The organism is Sporosarcina ureae (genome assembly GCF_029267015.1).
In the GTDB taxonomy this organism is placed as follows: domain Bacteria; phylum Bacillota; class Bacilli; order Bacillales_A; family Planococcaceae; genus Sporosarcina; species Sporosarcina ureae_D.
On the sequence record NZ_JARIEA010000045.1, the window covers coordinates 1 to 19,016 of the forward strand.

Annotated in this window: 21 protein-coding genes, 1 riboswitch and 1 other annotated feature; all 21 genes read right to left on the reverse strand. The window is 42.2% G+C overall.

The window, feature by feature from the left end:
• Positions 1-224: 224 nt before the first annotated feature.
• The 21 genes from nusG to Q7P97_RS07075 all read right to left on the reverse strand — a co-directional run bounded on the left by nusG (position 225) and on the right by Q7P97_RS07075 (position 18,664).
• Positions 225-761 carry a transcription termination/antitermination protein NusG gene (nusG, locus tag Q7P97_RS06975; RefSeq protein ID WP_303968611.1) on the reverse strand — a complete coding sequence of 179 codons (537 nt, stop codon included), beginning with the start codon at positions 759-761 and terminating at the stop codon, positions 225-227.
• A 107-nt stretch (positions 762-868) separates the two neighbouring features.
• Positions 869-1,054 carry a preprotein translocase subunit SecE gene (secE, locus tag Q7P97_RS06980; protein WP_085427474.1) on the reverse strand — a complete coding sequence of 62 codons (186 nt, stop codon included), beginning with the start codon at positions 1,052-1,054 and terminating at the stop codon, positions 869-871.
• A 56-nt stretch (positions 1,055-1,110) separates the two neighbouring features.
• Positions 1,111-1,260 carry a 50S ribosomal protein L33 gene (gene rpmG, locus Q7P97_RS06985; protein ID WP_085427475.1) on the reverse strand — a complete coding sequence of 50 codons (150 nt, stop codon included), beginning with the start codon at positions 1,258-1,260 and terminating at the stop codon, positions 1,111-1,113.
• Positions 1,261-1,341: 81 nt separating this feature from the next.
• Complete coding sequence (sigH, locus tag Q7P97_RS06990) at positions 1,342-1,980, reverse strand: RNA polymerase sporulation sigma factor SigH (RefSeq protein ID WP_303968612.1); 639 nt, start codon at positions 1,978-1,980, stop codon at positions 1,342-1,344.
• 82 nt (positions 1,981-2,062) lie between these two features.
• Positions 2,063-2,578 (reverse strand): NYN domain-containing protein, encoded by a 516-nt coding sequence (locus Q7P97_RS06995; protein WP_085427477.1) that lies wholly within the window; start codon positions 2,576-2,578, stop codon positions 2,063-2,065.
• Positions 2,575-3,333 (reverse strand): 23S rRNA (guanosine(2251)-2'-O)-methyltransferase RlmB, encoded by a 759-nt coding sequence (rlmB, locus tag Q7P97_RS07000; protein WP_303968421.1) that lies wholly within the window; start codon positions 3,331-3,333, stop codon positions 2,575-2,577. Before rlmB ends, Q7P97_RS06995 begins: the two co-directional genes overlap by 4 nt.
• Positions 3,330-3,749, reverse strand: coding sequence for a Mini-ribonuclease 3 (locus Q7P97_RS07005; protein WP_303968423.1), 420 nt, complete (start codon positions 3,747-3,749; stop codon positions 3,330-3,332). Before Q7P97_RS07005 ends, rlmB begins: the two co-directional genes overlap by 4 nt.
• Before the next feature lie 4 nt (positions 3,750-3,753).
• Positions 3,754-5,154 carry a cysteine--tRNA ligase gene (cysS, locus tag Q7P97_RS07010; protein ID WP_303968424.1) on the reverse strand — a complete coding sequence of 467 codons (1,401 nt, stop codon included), beginning with the start codon at positions 5,152-5,154 and terminating at the stop codon, positions 3,754-3,756.
• Positions 5,135-5,809, reverse strand: a complete 675-nt coding sequence (gene cysE, locus Q7P97_RS07015) for a serine O-acetyltransferase (RefSeq protein WP_303968426.1) — start codon at positions 5,807-5,809, stop codon at positions 5,135-5,137. The genes cysS and cysE overlap by 20 nt, the downstream gene beginning before the upstream one ends.
• A 92-nt stretch (positions 5,810-5,901) precedes the next feature.
• Positions 5,902-6,116, reverse strand: a binding site (T-box leader).
• A gap of 57 nt (positions 6,117-6,173) precedes the next feature.
• Positions 6,174-7,634, reverse strand: a complete 1,461-nt coding sequence (gene gltX / locus Q7P97_RS07020) for a glutamate--tRNA ligase (protein WP_303968428.1) — start codon at positions 7,632-7,634, stop codon at positions 6,174-6,176.
• Between the two features lie 83 nt (positions 7,635-7,717).
• Positions 7,718-8,197, reverse strand: coding sequence for a 2-C-methyl-D-erythritol 2,4-cyclodiphosphate synthase (gene ispF, locus Q7P97_RS07025; RefSeq protein WP_303968430.1), 480 nt, complete (start codon positions 8,195-8,197; stop codon positions 7,718-7,720).
• A 13-nt stretch (positions 8,198-8,210) separates the two neighbouring features.
• Entirely contained in the window at positions 8,211-8,891 is a 681-nt protein-coding gene (gene ispD / locus Q7P97_RS07030; RefSeq protein WP_303968431.1) for a 2-C-methyl-D-erythritol 4-phosphate cytidylyltransferase, read from the reverse strand.
• 29 nt (positions 8,892-8,920) lie between these two features.
• Positions 8,921-10,006 (reverse strand): PIN/TRAM domain-containing protein, encoded by a 1,086-nt coding sequence (locus Q7P97_RS07035; RefSeq protein ID WP_303968433.1) that lies wholly within the window; start codon positions 10,004-10,006, stop codon positions 8,921-8,923.
• Between the two features lie 163 nt (positions 10,007-10,169).
• Entirely contained in the window at positions 10,170-11,540 is a 1,371-nt protein-coding gene (radA, locus tag Q7P97_RS07040) for a DNA repair protein RadA (protein ID WP_303968435.1), read from the reverse strand.
• An 89-nt stretch (positions 11,541-11,629) separates the two neighbouring features.
• Positions 11,630-14,080 carry an ATP-dependent Clp protease ATP-binding subunit gene (locus tag Q7P97_RS07045; protein WP_085427486.1) on the reverse strand — a complete coding sequence of 817 codons (2,451 nt, stop codon included), beginning with the start codon at positions 14,078-14,080 and terminating at the stop codon, positions 11,630-11,632.
• 187 nt (positions 14,081-14,267) lie between these two features.
• Positions 14,268-15,356: a protein-arginine kinase McsB gene (mcsB, locus tag Q7P97_RS07050; RefSeq protein ID WP_303968437.1), complete on the reverse strand. Its 1,089-nt coding sequence runs from the start codon at positions 15,354-15,356 to the stop codon at positions 14,268-14,270.
• Complete coding sequence (locus tag Q7P97_RS07055; RefSeq protein WP_085427488.1) at positions 15,346-15,897, reverse strand: UvrB/UvrC motif-containing protein; 552 nt, start codon at positions 15,895-15,897, stop codon at positions 15,346-15,348. Before Q7P97_RS07055 ends, mcsB begins: the two co-directional genes overlap by 11 nt.
• A gap of 11 nt (positions 15,898-15,908) precedes the next feature.
• Positions 15,909-16,379, reverse strand: coding sequence for a CtsR family transcriptional regulator (locus tag Q7P97_RS07060; RefSeq protein WP_303968440.1), 471 nt, complete (start codon positions 16,377-16,379; stop codon positions 15,909-15,911).
• A gap of 357 nt (positions 16,380-16,736) precedes the next feature.
• Entirely contained in the window at positions 16,737-17,741 is a 1,005-nt protein-coding gene (gene bioB / locus Q7P97_RS07065) for a biotin synthase BioB (protein ID WP_303968613.1), read from the reverse strand.
• Positions 17,738-18,337: a biotin transporter BioY gene (locus Q7P97_RS07070; protein ID WP_483315749.1), complete on the reverse strand. Its 600-nt coding sequence runs from the start codon at positions 18,335-18,337 to the stop codon at positions 17,738-17,740. The genes bioB and Q7P97_RS07070 overlap by 4 nt, the downstream gene beginning before the upstream one ends.
• Positions 18,338-18,466: 129 nt before the next feature.
• Positions 18,467-18,664, reverse strand: coding sequence for a hypothetical protein (locus Q7P97_RS07075; protein ID WP_085427492.1), 198 nt, complete (start codon positions 18,662-18,664; stop codon positions 18,467-18,469).
• A 164-nt stretch (positions 18,665-18,828) separates the two neighbouring features.
• Positions 18,829-18,940, forward strand: a riboswitch (SAM riboswitch).
• The last annotated feature ends 76 nt before the right edge of the window (positions 18,941-19,016 follow it).

The following is a 19,016-nucleotide window of genomic DNA, read 5'->3' on the forward strand; positions in this document are numbered from 1 at the left end:
TGCTTTACCAGCTGGAATTTGCAATTTCACTACTTTAGTAACTTTTTTAGCCACGAGACACACCTCCTTAAGTCCGTGATGTGGTAATTGGGTTGCCCCTCCCACTCAAATATGTGCCTGCCGACGATGTCGGTAGAATTGGTTAATCCGTACAGACTAAGTCTGACCTTTGAAATGATATCACCATTACACAGATTTTGCAAGAGGGAAAACCACATTTCCCATCACTCCATTTTTTCTACTTGTTCGAATGAAAGTTCCATCTTCGTTTCACGACCGAACATGTCGACAGTTACGATGACTTTACCTTTATCCATTTCGATCTCTTCTACCTTACCTTCAAAGTGAGCAAACGGTCCTTCAAGTACCGTTACACTTTCACCCACACCGAAATCAATATCTACACGTTGTTCTTTAACACCCATCTGCTTGAGGATGAATTCTACTTCTTCCGGCAACAACGGAGTAGGTTTCGCTCCGCCACCTGAAGAACCGATAAATCCAGTGACACCTGGTGTATTACGAACAACATACCAAGAATCATCCGTCATGATCAATTCAACCAAGACATATCCAGGGAACGTTTTACGCATAACTGTTTTCTTTTTACCGTCTTTAATATCTGTTTCTTCTTCTTCCGGAATAACGACACGGAATATCTTATCCGACATACCCATCGTCTCGACACGTTTTTCAAGATTGGCCTTTACTTTGTTCTCATATCCTGAGTACGTATGCACAACATACCAATTTTTATCCATTTCCATGACATTGAGGACTGCGCGTCCGTCCCTCCCTTAAATTAAAGCTGAAAAAACCCGTTCAATCATCAAAACGGGATATTTTCACGCTATTCATACTTTATTTATTACAGATTAGTATACCATTTCATAACTCCAGAGATACCTATATCCACTACGAAGAAATAAACGGCCATAAAAATGACTGTAGAAATAACGACTACAGTATACTTCGTTAATTCTTTACGTTTCGGCCAGCTGACTTTCCGCATTTCCGAAACGACTTTTTTCAAAAAATCGGTAATCTTGCCCATTCTTCTCCAACCCTTCCGAATGACATAGCGCCCTTACTTGAACTCTATGTAACTGGTCAAATGGTTTGCTTATGCAATGTATGCGCATTGCAATGACTGCAAAACTTTTTTATACTCATTCTTGCCTCTTGGCTGTTGTTGCCAGCGGGTAAGGAATAGTTTCGCGAACCACATATCTCACAGCTTAAAGTTATTTTTTTTGCCATTTTGCTTCACCTAATTCAAGACAATAGTCTTGATAAAGAGTACCATCTAACCCATCACATGTCAATTTACTTTCGATATATTTAACGCACCAGATCCATCGCCATCGAGTGTTCTAGCTTACGTTTGATGCGTTGTAAGGCATTATCTATCGACTTCACTTGTCGATTCAACACCTCAGAAATCTCACGATAGGACTGGCCTTCTAAGTACAGTGTGAGCACCTCTTTTTCCAATCCACTCAGCACTTTATTCATTTCTTCTTCCATAAACGAGAAGTTCTCTTTGTGAATCATCAAGTCTTCAGGGTCGTCTAATGTAGAGCCTGATATGATATCCAATAGCGTTCGCTCCTGGTCCTCGTCATACATAGGCTTGTCCAGTGAAACGGACGTATTGAGCGGAATATGCTTTTGGCGTGTAGCAGTTTTGATTGCCGTAATAATTTGCCGCGTTATACACAGCTCAGCAAAAACTTTAAAAGAACTTAATCTATCGGGACGGAAATCACGAATCGCTTTATAGAGACCAATCATTCCCTCTTGCACGATATCTTCACGATCTCCACCAATAATGAAATATGTTCTAGCTTTCATACGGACTATCGGTTGAAACTTGGTAATCAAAAAATCCAATACATCTGAATTCCCTAGATGTATCAACTCCACCATTTCTTCATCAGAAAGCTTAGTAAATTCATTTTTACTTTTCATATTTTCCATGTTCCGCACCAACCTCTCCACCCCAGAGTACTAATTGGTTTTATAAGTCAGTATAGACGCGGTAATTTTTCACGTCAACCACTCATTTTCCGCCACGTCTCATTTTCTCGAACTCTGCTGCTACTTCATCCGTTAATGGAATCTTTGAGATAGGCCGTCGTTCTAATGAATCCTTTAATCTTAACGCAATCACGCGATCTACTTCTTTCATGGCAATTTCCAGCTCTCGTGCGGAGATGCGAAGCGCACCCTGAGCAAAGACTACCCATTGCTCCACAAGATCGGAAGTGGCTACATGGATTTGTGTTAATCGATCGGTTAATTCGGACACCAGTTTTTCAATGCGTTCATCAGCCGTTTCGTTCTCTCTCGTAAAGACCACTTCGACTCGATATTGTTTTTTACGTTTCTCGATACCCGGTACTAGGTGAGCATCAAATACTACAATAACGCGCCATCCTTTATTCGCCTGGAATTCCGCCATCCGCTCAATGAGCCGATCACGCGCTTGCGCAAAATCTTCTTGCTTCAATTGCTGTAGTTCGGGCCACGCACCGATGATGTTGTAACCATCAACGAGTAGCACGTCTTTCTTCATGACGTAGCCTGGGCGGATTGACGCTTTCGTAAAACTTCATACATCAACAATGCCGCCGCTACTGAAGCATTTAAAGACGTAACTTTACCTACCATAGGTAAACTATAGAGAAAATCACATCTTTCGCGCAATATGCGAGACATTCCTTTTCCTTCGCTACCTATAATGACTGCTAAAGGTAATGTAGCGTCCATATGGCGATAATCTGTAGAGTTGGATGCATCTGTTCCTGCAATCCATACGCCTTGTTTCTTTAGCTCGTCCACAGTTTGAGACAAGTTATTCACTCGAACAACCGGTATGTGCTCAATCGCACCTGTTGATGCTTTGGCCACTACACCTGTCAAACCAACCGCGCGTCTTTTTGGAATAATGATACCATGAACTCCAGAGGCGTCCGCTGTTCGTAAAATAGAACCTAAGTTATGTGGATCTTCTAATTCATCCAAGATGATGAAGAACGGATCCTCTTGTCTCTCTTTAGCCACGGCAAATAAATCTTCTAACTCCGCATAATCATAAGCGGCAACCGATGCAAGAATTCCTTGATGACTCAAATCCGTCATTCCATCAAGCTTCTGCTTCGGTGCCGTCTGTACAACTACCCCTGCATCTTTAGCAAGCTTCATAATTTCACCGATACTTTTCTTGTTAACGCCTTCTGCCACCCAAATTTTATTCAGTTGTCTGCCGGAACGCAGTGCTTCCACTACAGGATTTCTTCCACCAATTAGTTCAACTTCTAGCTCTGTCATACTTTTTCCTCCTCAGGATGCTCCACTAATCGAATCGCCGTCTCTAGTAGTTCAGCCAGACGCTCTTGCCGACCGAGTAAGTGGATATACCCGAGAACCGCTTCGAATGCCGAGCTATAATTATACGTAGTAACATCAGTGTTTTTAGGGACTGATCCCGCTTTGGCATTGCGACCGCGGCGCATTACTGCCAACTCTTCCTCTGTCAGAATTTGTTGGTCTCTCATCGTCAAGATAATGCGTGCTTGCGCTTTCGCAGAGACAAAGCGTGTAGCCTCCTTATGCAAAATCTGTGGTTTCACACGCCCCATACGCAGTAAATGCTCTCTGACCGCTGTTTCGTATACCGCGTCGCCCATATAAGCAAGCGCGAGTGCATTGAGTTGTTTGACGTCTATATCACGTAAATTCCCCACGCCTTTACCCTCTTTTCCAGCGAGTACCTTGCGCTGTATCTTCCAATAAAATACCTTGTTCTTTTAGTTGATCTCTAATTTCATCCGAACGTGCAAAATCACGATTTTTTCGCGCATCCAGGCGCTCCTGAATCAACGCATCCACTTCGTCATCCACTAATTCCCCCGCGTTTTCAAACGGTAAACCAAGTACATCCATTAATTTATCCAATGTATCAATAAATTGTTGAAGGACGCGACGATCTGTATTTTTCTCTAGCAAGTAGACGTTAGCTTGCTTGGATAGTTCAAAAATTGAGGCTATCGCATTGGCTGTATTGAAATCATCATCCATTGCCGTTTCAAATGCTTTGATTTGTTCATTGATTTTATTTAACCAAGGCTCAGAGTCTTCAGCCAGATCTGCCGAGATCGATAGTCGGTGTTGTAAGTTGCTATACGCTGTGCGGATACGTTCCAATCCATTCGCTGCACTCTCCACAAGTTCCTGCGCAAAGTTCACTGGATGACGATAATGCACGGACAGCATGAAGAAACGAAGTACTTTCGGATCGACTTGCTTACGGATATCATGCACCAAAATAAAGTTACCTAGTGATTTCGACATCTTTTCGTTATCGATATTAATATAACCATTGTGCATCCAATAGTTGGCGAAGGTTTTTCCTGTAGCCGCTTCGGACTGCGCAATTTCATTTTCATGATGGGGGAACGCTAAGTCTTGCCCTCCTGCATGAATATCAATCGTCTCACCAAGAAGTTGCTTGGCCATAACCGAACATTCGATATGCCAACCCGGACGACCTTTCCCCCACGGACTATCCCATGAAATCTCGCCATCTTTAGCTGATTTCCAAAGTGCAAAGTCAAGCGGATCTGTTTTGATCGTATTTTCTTCCACCCGTGCACCAACTTTTAATTCATCGATAGACTGGTGAGAAAGCTTTCCGTACCCTTCGAATTTTCGTGTATGGAAGTAGACATCGCCACGAGATTCATAAGCGAATTCTTTATCGATTAGGACTTGAATAAATTCCACAATATCATCAATATGCTCCGTTACACGTGGATGCGCTGTCGCTTCCTCACAGCCAAGAGCACTTACATCTTCATGATACGCTGCGATAAAGCGCTCGGTTAAGTCTCCAACTTCTTCATTTAATTCATTGGCTGCTTTAATGATCTTATCGTCTACATCCGTGAAGTTTGAAACGTAATTTACTTCATAGCCACGATATTCTAGGTAGCGCCGAACCGTATCAAATGCAATCACCGGACGCGCGTTTCCAATATGAATATAGTTATAGACGGTCGGTCCACAGACATACATTTTGACCTTTCCCTCTTCTATCGGAACAAATTTTTCTTTTTTCCTTGTTAATGTATTATAAAGTTGAATGCTCATGTAAATCTCCCTTTTCTTCATTCACAGTTTCCAACTGCTCAGTACGCAGTTTCAACTCCTGAATTTGCTTTTCTAATCGTTTGATTTCATCCTCAATTGGGTCTTGTGTAGAATGATCCAGCTTGTTTTTCACACGTACACCATTTGAAATAACGATTTTCCCAGGTATCCCAACTACCGTGGAATTGGGCGGTACTTCTTTCAAGATAACTGAACCCGCTCCTACTTTACTGTTCTCACCAACCGTTATGGAGCCCAGAACTTTAGCGCCCGACGCGACTAGTACGTTATCATGAAGTGTTGGATGTCGCTTTCCGCCTTCTTTTCCCGTTCCACCCAATGTAACCCCTTGATACAGCGTCACGTCATCACCAATCTCACATGTTTCCCCTATGACTACACCCATCCCATGGTCAATGAATAAACGTCTACCGATCACTGCTCCTGGATGGATCTCGATACCCGTGAAAAATCTACTGACTTGTGAAACTACACGAGCCAAAAACCGAAGATTACGCTTGTAAAATGCGTGCGCAATACGGTGCATCCAAATAGCATGCAACCCCGAATATGTTAAAACTACTTCAATTGTACTGCGGGCCGCTGGGTCTTGATCGAAAATACAGCGAATATCCTCTTTCATACGTTTGAACACTGAACTTCCCCCTTTTCTTCTTATACCTGCTCGCGCTTCCTAGTTCACAGCAATTTCTTGAGATGAAAAAAAGCGCCCCCGTCACTCATGATGACAGAGACGCATTAATTGCGTGGTTCCACTCCGCTTGAGAACACATTCGTTCCCCGCTTAATGTCTTTAACGCAGACTATACGTATGGCCTACTAACAGTTTCGGCTCATCGCTCAAAGGTGCATTTCGATAGTGAACGACTCAGGTCATTTCCAGCCTAGATGACCTTCTCTAGAGAGTATTCATTATCTACTTTCCTTCTCGACGCTTTTCATATGACGATTTCATATTAGATTCATTTTACAGAATATCACCGAAATGTCAATATTGATTATTTTGCGAACTTTCCAACACGCTGAATGATTTTTTCTTTTCCAATCAACGCAATTGCATCTGGTAATTCAGGCCCTGACGTCTCACCCGTCGCTACTACACGCACAGGCATGAACAAATTTTTGCCTTTATGTCCTGTTTCCTTTTGGACAGCCTTAATCGCTGCTTTAATCGACGGTGCATCGAAAGATTCTAGTTCTTCAAGTTGTTTCTTAAGTGACGTCATCACTTCCGGCACTTGTTCACCTGCCAAAATTTCTGATGCTGTTTCATCATATTCCAATGTGTCATGGAAGAACTGGGCAGATAGCTCAACGATTTCAGCACCGAAACTCAATTGACCTTGGTATAGCGCGATTAAATCGTGTACCCAAGCTTGTTCTTCAGTTGACATATTTTCTGAAACCAATCCTGCTGCTTGTAGATGAGGCAATGTTAATTCAATTACTTCTTCTAAAGACAGTTTTTTAATATATTGATTGTTCATCCATGTTAGCTTATCCGTATCGAACATCGATGGTGATTTGGACAAACGCGACTCATCAAATTGCTTAACTAGTTCATCATGTGAGAAGATCTCCTCTTCTCCGACAGGTGACCAACCAAGCAAAGCGAAGAAATTAAACATCGCTTCCGGCAAATAACCTAAATCTTTATATTGTGTAATGAATTGAATGATGGATTCATCACGTTTTGAAAGCTTCTTACGTTCTTCGTTGACAATTAGCGTCATATGACCGAATCGTGGGTGGTCCCAACCGAATACGTCAAATACCATTAGTTGCTTCGGTGTATTCGTCAAGTGCTCTTCTCCACGGAATACATGTGAGATTTTCATCAAATGATCGTCTACTACTACCGCAAAGTTATACGTAGGAATACCATTCGTCTTCACCATCACCCAGTCACCGATGTCTTTTGATTCAAACGTGACTTCACCACGCACAAGGTCATCAATTGTATACGTAACGTCTGCAGGAACACGCATACGGATGTTGTAAGACTTTCCTGCCTCTTCATTTTCTGCAACTTGTTCCGCTGTCAAATGACGGCAAGTTCCATCATACATAGGCGCTGCGATTCCCGCTTCTTTCTGTGCGTCACGCTTTGCTTCTAGCTCTTCAGGAGTACAGAAACATTTATAAGCATGGCCGTTTTCAAGCATTTCATCTGCATACTTCTTATATAAATCCAGACGTTCCATTTGACGATACGGTCCGTATTCTCCGCCAATATCAATTGATTCGTCATGATGGATGCCGAGCCACGTTAGGTTTTCAAGTTGTGATAGTTCACCACTTTCAATATTTCGTGCCGTATCCGTATCTTCAATACGAACAATGAATTTCCCGTCATAGTGACGAGCGAATAAATAGTTGAATAACGCGGTCCGCGCTCCACCTATATGTAGTTGGCCTGTTGGACTCGGTGCATAACGCACACGTACTTCTTGTGTCATAATATTTACCTCTCCGTTTCGAATTGATTACGTTCTTATATAATTTCCTATCTATTTTAACACTCTAGAAGATGTTTTGAAAGTTACTGGTTTTTCATCAGTAAAATCGTTGCCATCGCTGCGATTCCTTCTTCACGTCCAGGGAAGCCTAGACGTTCCGTAGTTGTAGCTTTCACATTCACTTGCGATAGATCTGCTTCAAGCAGTTCTGCTACGCGCTCACGAATGTCTCCAATATAAGGTGCCATTTTCGGACGTTGCGCAATAATCGTACAATCAATATTACCTAAACGATAACCTTCTTCTTTTACCATCGCCCATACTTTCTCTAATAAAATAGCAGAGTCAGCGTCTTTGAACGCATCATCCGTATCCGGGAAATGTGTGCCAATATCCACTTTACCAATTGCACCAAGTGCAGCGTCTGTTACTGTGTGTAATAACACATCCGCATCAGAGTGGCCGATTAATCCTTTTGTGTGCGGAATGGTGATACCTCCGATAATGAGTGGTCTACCTTCTTCAAATGCATGTACATCAAAACCTTGTCCAATTCGAAACATGGGGTTATTCCTCCTACTTTCTTCTTGCCAGTAAGATTTCGCCTATCGCGAGATCTTCCTGGGTTGTCATCTTTACATTATCATATGAACTCTCTACCACTTGCACCTCGTGACCCATCCGTTCCACTAGCATGGATTCATCAGTACCAAGAAAGCCATCTCGAATAGCCGAGTCAGATGCTTCCTTCAACAATTGATATCGGAATGCCTGTGGTGTTTGTACAAGCCATAATTTTTCACGATCTAATGTTTCTTTCACTGCTCCGTTTTCCGCGTACTTAATCGTGTCTTTTGCTTTGACTGCTGCGATCGCAGCACCTTTTTCATTCGCAGTGTTCACGAGTTCCGTAATGACGGATGATTTAAGGAAAGGTCTTGCCGCGTCATGGACGAGAACAACACCATTCCCTTGATACGCTGCAATACAAGCCGCAACACTGTTTTGTCGCTCACCGCCACCTTCTACAAATGTGATAGACTTCGCATGCGCGTGCTGTCCAAGTATCTTTTGAATAGCGGCTTGTTCTTCCGGTTTCACGGCCATAATGACCTCTTCACAATTAGGGTCTTCTTGAAACACACTCACTGTGTGATACAAAATTGGATGCTCGCCTATTTTGAGAAAAAGCTTATTTTGTCCGGCACCCATTCGTTTGCCGCTTCCCGCAGCAGGGATCATCACTGTATATTTCACGTTTGTCACTCTGCTTTCTATGCTAGTTATCAGCCCTTGGGTTTAGCAAAAATCATTCGACCCGCCGATGTTTGCAATACACTTGTTACTACTACATCGATAGCATCTCCTATATGGGAACGACCATCCTCAATTACAATCATCGTGCCGTCATCCAAGTACGCGACACCTTGATTATGTTCTTTACCATCTTTTATAACGACCACATGCATTTCTTCTCCCGGAATTACTACAGGCTTCACTGCATTGGCAAGATCATTGATATTCAAAACTGCAACACCATGCAAATCAGATACTTTGTTTAAGTTGAAATCATTCGTTACAACCAGTCCATCCATCTTCTTCGCCAGTTTCACCAGCTTTAAGTCTACTTCCGCCACATTCGGAATATCTTCATCCGTAATCAGCACTTGAGGTCCATCATCATTTTGTAATCGCTTTAGAATATCTAGGCCACGTCTACCTTTTGTTCGTTTCAATGTATCAGATGAATCCGCTATATGTTGTAATTCTGTCAACACAAACTGAGGCACGACTAAAATCCCCTGTAAAAATCCTGTTGCTACGATATCTGCAATACGTCCATCAATAATGACACTAGTATCCAATAATTTATATACATCTTTTTGTGGTGGAGTGACAACTGGTTCTGCTGATTCTTTCTTTTTTGCTGTTGTCATGCGTAAATTAGAAAATGCATTAATGAACTCTTCCCACTTTTTAAAACCTACTTGGAAACCTAAATAACCTAGAAGAATAGATAATAAAACAGGCACAACTGAAGACACTACCGGAAAACCAATTGCACTTAGTCCGAAACTGAATAAAAATGCAACGATTAGTCCTACGACTAATCCGATTGTACCGAATAATAAATCCATGATCGGTGCTTTCAAGAGTCTTTCTTCAATCCATTTGATGAAATTCACAATCGGCTCGGTTAAAAATAAGCTTAATAAAAATAGAATGATAGCTCCTATGATTGCCTCCACATAAGGGTTTTCAATGATGGGGCGTGATGTAAACTCAAACATAGCGAATAAGTACGGTAAAAATAAAACACCGAGAGTTCCTCCGATTAATAAGAATGAAACTTGGACTACTCTTTTCAACATATTCTTCCACCTCCTTTTCCTTCCTAATAGTATACAACGAATTGTAGTTAGCCGCTTAGGTTAAGTGAGGAATTTCTGAAAATTCCTCACCCCTCCTACTAGGACTATCTAAACAACGGGAATGTTCCTTACATTTTTACGCGTGTCGCTATGTATACGACTCTTATCTGAATGCAATTCCTAATGCTTCCATTACCGTCTCCACACCGACCACTTCAATTCCTGACGGGACATCCCAGCCACCTAGATTAGAGGATGGAATGATAATACGATCAAAACCAAGTTTTGCCGCTTCCGTCACACGTTGTTCTATTCTAGATACCCTTCTAACCTCACCTGTTAACCCTACTTCGCCAACAAAACAATCTCGCGCACCGACAGCAGTGTCTTTAAAGCTCGACACGATACTTAATAAAACCGCCAAATCAATGGCTGGTTCATCTAGTTTAACGCCGCCTGCAACCTTAATATACGCATCTTGTGTCTGCAATAGCATTCCCGCACGTTTTTCCAATACTGCCATCAATAGCTGCACGCGGTTTTGATCCAATCCGGTTGCCATGCGCTTCGGATAATTAAAACTGGATGCCGTCAACAATGCCTGGATTTCAACAAGTATAGGTCGTGTGCCCTCCATAGACGCAACAATGGTAGAGCCCGCTCCACCTTGCGATCGCTCGCGCAAAAACATTTCCGAAGGATTTAAGACTTCCTTTAACCCCGCTTGCAACATTTCAAAAATAGCAATTTCATTAGTGGAACCGAAACGATTTTTGACACTTCGTAAAATACGGTATGTGTGGTGACGTTCTCCTTCAAAATACAGCACCGTATCTACCATATGCTCAAGCAGTCGCGGACCTGCAATTTGTCCTTCTTTTGTCACGTGACCTACGAGGAATATGGCAATGTTTTGCGTCTTTGCTATACGCATTAATTCCGCAGTACATTCACGTACTTGCGATACGCTTCCTGGTGCTGATGATACTTCAGGATGATGTACAGTCTGAATCGAATCCACAATTACAAATCTCGGCTTCACTTCATCTACAGTTTCATTGATCATCGCTAAATCTGTTTCGGCATAAATATATAACTCATCTGACCTCACACCTAAACGTTCTGCACGTAACTTAGTTTGCTTAATCGATTCCTCTCCTGATATATACAGTACGCGCTGTTGTTGATTTGCAAGCAATGACGAGACTTGAAGCAATAGAGTAGATTTCCCAATACCCGGATCACCACCGATTAATATGAGCGAGCCTGGAACAATCCCACCTCCAAGTACGCGGTTTAATTCTTCTAATTCCGTTTTGACACGCGGCTCTTCAGCCATTTCCACCTGACTGATTGGCAAAGCTTTCTGCTTCACTCTTTCACCATGCTGAAATGCAGCACGCGGGCCTTTTTGTACAATCTCTACTTCTTCGTCCATCGTATTCCATTCTCCACAACCAGGACAGCGCCCCATCCATTTAGCGGACTCATATCCGCAAGAACGGCACATGAACTTCGATTTACGCTTAGCCATACACTCTCTCCTTATTTAAAAATACGAAAAGGACAGCTCGCTGCGCTTTTTAAAAACTAAGCGAGCGAGCTATCCGGAATATCATATTATTATTTTTCTGCTGCTACTACTGTTTGTTTCTCCGTGCGTACGATGAACTTGTCATCTTCTACGTCAACGATCACTTTTTCACCCATCAGAACTTTACCTTCAAGTAACTCTTCAGATAAACGATCTTCTACATGTTTTTGCAATGCGCGACGTAATGGACGAGCTCCGTACTCCGGATCATATCCTTCTTCCGTGATTTTATCTTTAGCGGACTCAGTCAACACCAATTCGATGTCTTGTTCAGTCAAACGCTTAGAAAGTTCATCACTCATCAAGCTGACAATTTCACGCAAATGCTCTTTCTCCAATGAATGGAAGACAATCATGTCATCCACACGGTTCAAGAACTCCGGTCGGAATGTTTTCTTCAATTCTGCAAGCATTTTTTCTTTCATGTCATCGTAGTCGGATTCTCCGTCTTGAATATTAAAGCCGACGTAGCGGTTTTTCTTCAATTCAGTTGCTCCAACGTTCGAAGTCATGATGATTACTGTGTTGCGAAAATCAACTGTACGGCCTTTAGAATCTGTTAAGCGTCCGTCTTCCAATACTTGTAATAATATATTGAAGACATCTGGGTGCGCCTTTTCAATTTCATCTAGCAATACAACTGAGTACGGCTTACGGCGAACCTTCTCCGTTAATTGACCGCCTTCATCATACCCTACATATCCTGGAGGTGATCCGACCAAACGAGATGTAGAATGCTTCTCCATGTATTCGGACATATCGATACGAATCATTGCATCTTCATCGCCGAACATCACTTCTGCCAACGCACGGCCCAGTTCAGTTTTACCTACGCCAGTTGGTCCTAGGAAAATGAATGAACCAATCGGACGCTTCGGATCTTTCAATCCTGCACGTGCTCGACGGATAGCTTTCGAAATAGATAACACGGCTTCTTTTTGGCCAATGACACGCTGATGCAAAATCTCTTCCATGTTCAGTAATTTAGCTGACTCTGTCTCTGCAATCTTGTCAACAGGAATTCCTGTCCACATCGCCACAACAGACGCGATATCATTTACTGTCACTTCGGATTCAGTCTGTCCTTGTTTTTCCTTCCAAGCAGCTTTCGTTGTTTCTAATTCCTCTTTCATCTTCTGCTCTTTATCACGGTAAGAAGCGGCTTTTTCAAATTCTTGGCTTTGAACAGCTGCATTCTTCTCGGAACGAATTGCTTCAAGTTTTACTTCAAGCTCCTTCAAGTTAGGAGGAGTAGTATACGAGCGCAAGCGCACTTTTGATCCAGCTTCGTCAATCAAGTCGATCGCTTTGTCTGGTAAGAAACGGTCTGAAATGTAGCGGTCGGACATTTTTGCTGCCGCTTCGACTGCTTCATCTGTAATCTTCACACGGTGATGCGCTTCATAACGATCGCGCAAGCCTTTGATAATTTGGATCGTTTCATCTACTGAAGGCTCATCAACTTGGATCGGTTGGAAACGACGCTCAAGTGCTGCATCCTTTTCAATGTATTTACGATATTCATCAAGTGTTGTAGCACCGATACATTGTAGTTCGCCGCGTGCAAGAGATGGTTTCAAGATGTTGGATGCATCAATAGCACCTTCTGCTCCACCTGCACCGATCAACGTGTGTAATTCATCGATGAATAAGATAATATTGCCCGCTTGACGGATCTCTTCCATTACCTTCTTCATTCTATCTTCAAATTCACCGCGGTATTTCGTACCCGCAACGACTGTCCCCATATCAAGCGTCATAACGCGCTTATCACGTAAGATTTCCGGCACTTCGTTACTTACTACTTGCTGTGCCAAGCCTTCCGCAATTGCTGTTTTACCAACGCCTGGTTCCCCAATTAATACGGGGTTGTTTTTCGTGCGGCGCGCTAAGACTTCAATAACGCGTGTAATTTCTTTGCTACGACCAATTACCGGATCTAATGTACCTTCACGTGCAATTTCAGTTAAATCACGTGCTAAGCTATCCAGTGTCGGTGTTGCTGCTGATGCAGAATTTGCTGGATTATTAACTGAACTCTCATCATTACCAAGTAACTGCAGTACTTGTTGGCGTGCTTTATTTAAACTAACACCCGCATTATTTAGAACGCGTGCAGCAACGCCTTCTCCTTCTCGAATCAAAGCCAATAAAATATGCTCAGTACCGATATAGGAATGTCCCAGTTTGCGTGACTCATCTACAGATAACTCAATAACTCGTTTTGCACGAGGAGTATAATGAACGATCGGACCTACGTCTTTAGAGCCCACACCTACCAAAACTTCTACTTCACGTTCAATAGTATCTGCATTCACATTAATTGCTTCAAGAGCTTTCGCTGCGATGCCGCCACCTTCTCGAATCAAACCAAGTAAAATATGCTCAGTACCAATAGATTCATGTTTTAAACGTATTGCCTCTTCTTGGGCCAGTTGTAAAACCTTTTGTGCGCGTTGTGTAAATCGATTAAACATCATATTCATTCCCCTCTTTCCTTCATTCAGTGGACTATACTCTATGTTATGCAAAATAACGCATCGTTGCTTTGTTTCCTATCACTTATATATATTCAAGTCAGTTCGCGATACAACCAAATCCGCATATTGACTTTGACTATCTTTGATTAATTATAAATCTTCTTTATCCTACTTGCAAAAACTTTGCTCAAGATGGATCAGTATCTTGCTCTGGTACAGAAGATTTCCCTACACCCAGCCGATTACGGAATAATTGTGCACGAAGGATATCACGCTCATCTGATGTTAATTCCGTACCCGCATATTGCTGAAGGAAACCCGGCTGCATGAAAATCATTAATTCATTCAAAATAGACATATCGATATTTTCGAATATACCTAAATCAATACCCAATCGGACGTCAGACAAACATTTTGCCGCTTCTGCCGACGGTAAAATCCGTGAATGCGTCAGCGTCCCAAGCGCTCTGAATAATCTATTCTCCAAGTGGACTTCCGATTTGGCCAATAATAGTTCGCGTGATTTCTTTTCATGCGCTATCAGACGTTTCGCAATACTTTCCAAGTCTTTCAGGATTTCTTCTTCTGATTTGCCCAGTGTAATTTGATTGGAAATCTGATAAATATTTCCGAGCGCTTCGCTGCCTTCTCCATAGCTTCCTCTTACGACCATTCCAAGCCTTGATATCGCTGGAATAATGCGTTCGATTTGTTTAGTAATCGTCAGTGCAGGTAAATGCATCATGACAGATGCGCGCATTCCTGTACCTGTGTTGGATGGACAACTAGTCAAATAGCCAAACGTCTCATCAAATGCGTAATCCAAATTCTTTTCTAACTCGCTGTCTACTTGATCAGCATGTTCATACGCCTGATCAATTTGAAAACCTGGATAAATGCATTGAATGCGAATATGATCTTCTTCATTCACCATAATACTAATTGTTTCATCTTCCGACAGTAGAACAGATCCGTACTTTTTAGGGTCAATCAACTGCGGACTGACTAAGTGCTTCTCGACTAAAATTTGTCTTTCAAGTGGTGTCAAATCCTTCATAGTAGTTCCAGTAAAGTGATGATTCTCCATCGTCTCGACCGCATGATTCAATGCTTCACTGACATCATTTGCATCTTCTTGCGACGCGCTTATTGGAAATAGGTGTTTTTGGAGGTTGCGGGCCAGTCTAATTCTTGTGGATAGGACGATGTCGGCGTGTTCACCTTCTGCTACCATCCAACCCGTCAGTTCCTGTTTGATGAATTTTTCAAATGACATGTTGATCGTCACCTCCATCTTCCAGTTGCTGTTTCAGCTGATTCGCCTCATCTCGCAAAGATGCGGCTTCTTCAAACCGTTCATCTTCTACGGCCTCTCGCATTTTCGTACGGATATCTTCAAGTTTTTTCTTTAAAGCAAAACGTTCATTAAGTGAAACGGGTATTTTCCCTCGGTGTTGCGCGTGACCGTTGTGTAACTTTGCAAACACCCTTGGCAACTGTCCACGAAATGCATCGTAACATGTAGCACAGCCAAACTTTCCACTGTCGAGAAAACGATGGAAGGTTAAACCGCAGTTCGGACATTTTGGACCATCCGGCAGCGTTTCACCGGTTTTCTGTTCTGGAAATATTTCAGAACCTCCTAACCAGTGTGCCAAGAATTGTTGAATCGACAAAGGTTCTTGATCAGGACTGAAAGAAAATGTTTGCGAATAAAACGCACATTTATCACATAAATGGCGCTCTGTTATACCATTTGGTGTCTCTTGTTTAAACACGACAGTAGCGGGTCGTTCTTTACAGTTTTCACAAAGCATCGGGACTCACCTCATTCTATCTCTTCATATATTAATGTAACTAACATGGCGCGAAGGATACGCGATCGCAGTGCATCACGCTCAGGCAACATATAACGCAGTGTTGTACGTCCCACTGCCGCGAGCATCAGCTTCGCTTCACGCTCTGTAATGACTTGTTCTTCAATTAAACGAATAATTACATCTTCCGCCATAGTGGAGGACGCTTCACTTTCTAAAACTCCCAGTGCTTGTTCAAGTAGGTCTTTTCGGGAGTTAGTACGCACGCGATAAATCCGGATGTAGCCCCCACCTCCGCGTTTAGACTCTACAGCGTAGCCACGCTCAACTGTAAATCGCGTTTTGATCACGTAGTTAATCTGTGATGGAACGCATTGAAATTTCTCAGCAATCTCATTTCGTTTTATTTCAATAGAAGCACTATCTTCCTCTTCGATAATCGACTTCAAATATCCTTCTATAATGTCAGAAATATTACGCATCTCGTCACCTCGTTTCGCTCAACGTTCTAGTTGACTTTGACTATCTTTGACTTGATTGTATCGCAAAAATCGGACATGATGCAATTCATTTGTTTATATGTATACCTGTTTGGATTGAAAGGAAACCTGTTGCTAGGTTGTCACATTAGGCTATTTATTATTCAATTAGTTACCAGACAAAAACATAGTGAGTTAGTAAATACCGCTGACTACGCTCCAAACAGATGCATTCCACTTACGATTACTTATAATCATCTTCCTAAAAGAATACCTATTGAAAAATAAAAGACTGAAGAACAGATCCTCATAACGGATTGTCTTCAGTCATATACTGTACATTTTTTTACTTTTTTCTCTTTATATAGTGATGGGTTCTTTACGCATTGGTTCTAGGTCGACTTCGAAGCCCATATCTTCAAGCATCTTTAGATCTTGGTCATTTTCTTGACCGGCTGTTGTGAGGTAATCGCCGATGAAGATAGAGTTTGCTACGTAAAGACCTAGAGGTTGTAGACTTCTTAGATTGACTTCACGTCCACCCGAAATACGGATTTCTTTGCTAGGGTTAATGTAGCGGAACAAACACAAGACTTTTAAACAGTAGCGCGGGTCCAGTTCTGACGTTCCTTCCAACGGTGTTCCATCAACTGCATGCAGGAAGTTTACAGGTATGGAGTCTGCGTCCAGTTCGCGCAGGCTACGTGCCATTGAGATAATGTCTTGCTTTGTTTCGCGCATGCCGACGATGACGCCTGAACACGGAGAAATGCCTGCTTCTTTGGCCAACCCTACAGTGTTTACACGATCTTCGTATGTGTGCGACGTCGTTATACTTTCGTGATGCTCTGCGGATGTGTTCAAGTTGTGGTTGTAGCGATCTACTCCTGCCTCTTTTAAACGAGTCGCTTGTCCTGGCTTCAAAATTCCTAGGCAAGCACACACCGTCATTCCTTTATGCTTTTCTTTAATTTGCTTAACGGAGTCAATGACTATGTCTAGTTCACTGTCACGTGGTCCCCGTCCACTGGCAACGATGCAATAAGTGCCTGCTTTATTGGCTGCCGCACGCTCCGCACCTTCAAGTATCTCTTCTGATTTCATCATTGCATACTTTTCGACAGGTGCTTTTGAAACGATGGACTGGGCGCAATAACCACAGTTCTCCGGACATAATCCTGATTTCGTATTGATGATCATATTCAACTTTACTTTATTTCCGAAATAATGTGATCGAATCGAGTACGTTGCGTGCAGCAATAATAGTAAATCTTCATCTGGACTATTTAATATCGCAAGCGATTCTTCGTCGGTTAACACATGTCCTCCAAGTACTCTAGTAGCGAGTTGTTGGTAATTCATTATAATGTACGCCTCACTTTCAAGTGTTTTGATATTCTGAACGCAAACATGCCTGACAACACAGCTAGAATTAGATCTTTTGGCAGTGGAGGCATCATCCATAGCCATGCGATCTTATAAGAAAACACGTCGGGCGCAGCAGCCCATATCTTATACGCAAAATACATCCAACTTGTACCTAATATGTAGTTGATTGCGGTAGCGACTAGCGCTGCGGTAATAAAAGCAGGCAAGGTCTGATTTCGCTCGACAATCTTTCCCGCTACATAAGCAATTAGAATGAAAGTGACAATAAAACCAAACGTCGGACTTAATATCTGACCGAAGCCGCCTGAAAATCTTGCAAAAACCGGTGCACCCGCTAGCCCTATTAACATATACACGGTCATAGATAATGCACCTAGACGGCTACCGAGTAATAGTCCCGATAAGATTGCGAAAAACGTTTGCAATGTAATAGGCACTCCACCAACTACTAAAAACGGCACGAAGGATGTGATATTTGCTCCGATCATCATTAACGATGCGAACATCCCACTGTATACAATGGTTAGTGCATTGAATCTACTAACCGGTCGCCTCTCTGTTGCAGTTGCCATCATGTCACCTCTTTTTATATTAGTTACCATAAAAATAATAGTGGTTAACTCAATTTATGTCAACATTATTTAGTTTTAAGTTAACGATAAAAATTAAATAAAAAAAGACTGCAGCATCATGCTGACAGCCTACTTCTTCTTATCAATCTGCTCTTCCTTTTCTTTACGGAACAGAACGCTTGAAATTAAACCACTGAATATTGCAGCTGCAATCGTAATGTACACGCGCATATCGTAAGTAACTTCTTCGTAACTGTTACCTATCATGATCCAAGCAAGAGTACCTACAAGAACAGCGATTGGAAATGAGTATTTAAAAAACCGCATAATTCCTCACCTTTTCAATTTACTCCTTTAACTTTATCATAAATATTGCAATTTCTCTATGTTACCAATCCAGACTATGAACTTCACTGAATGTTCACTTGACGAAGAACAACAAAGCCGCTATGATGTGGTTAGAATAATCAAAATAATTGAATAAGAATCGTATCTTATCAAGAGAAGCTGAGGGACTGGCCCGTCGACGCTTCAGCAACCAGCCGTTTAGGCAAGGTGCTACTTCCAGCAGTCTGTCAAGTTGACACACTGAAAAGATGAGAGGGAACTAGTCATTGAGATTACAAAGCCTTCTAATATACTTGAAGGCTTTTTTTGATTAGAAAAGCAAAGGGGAGAT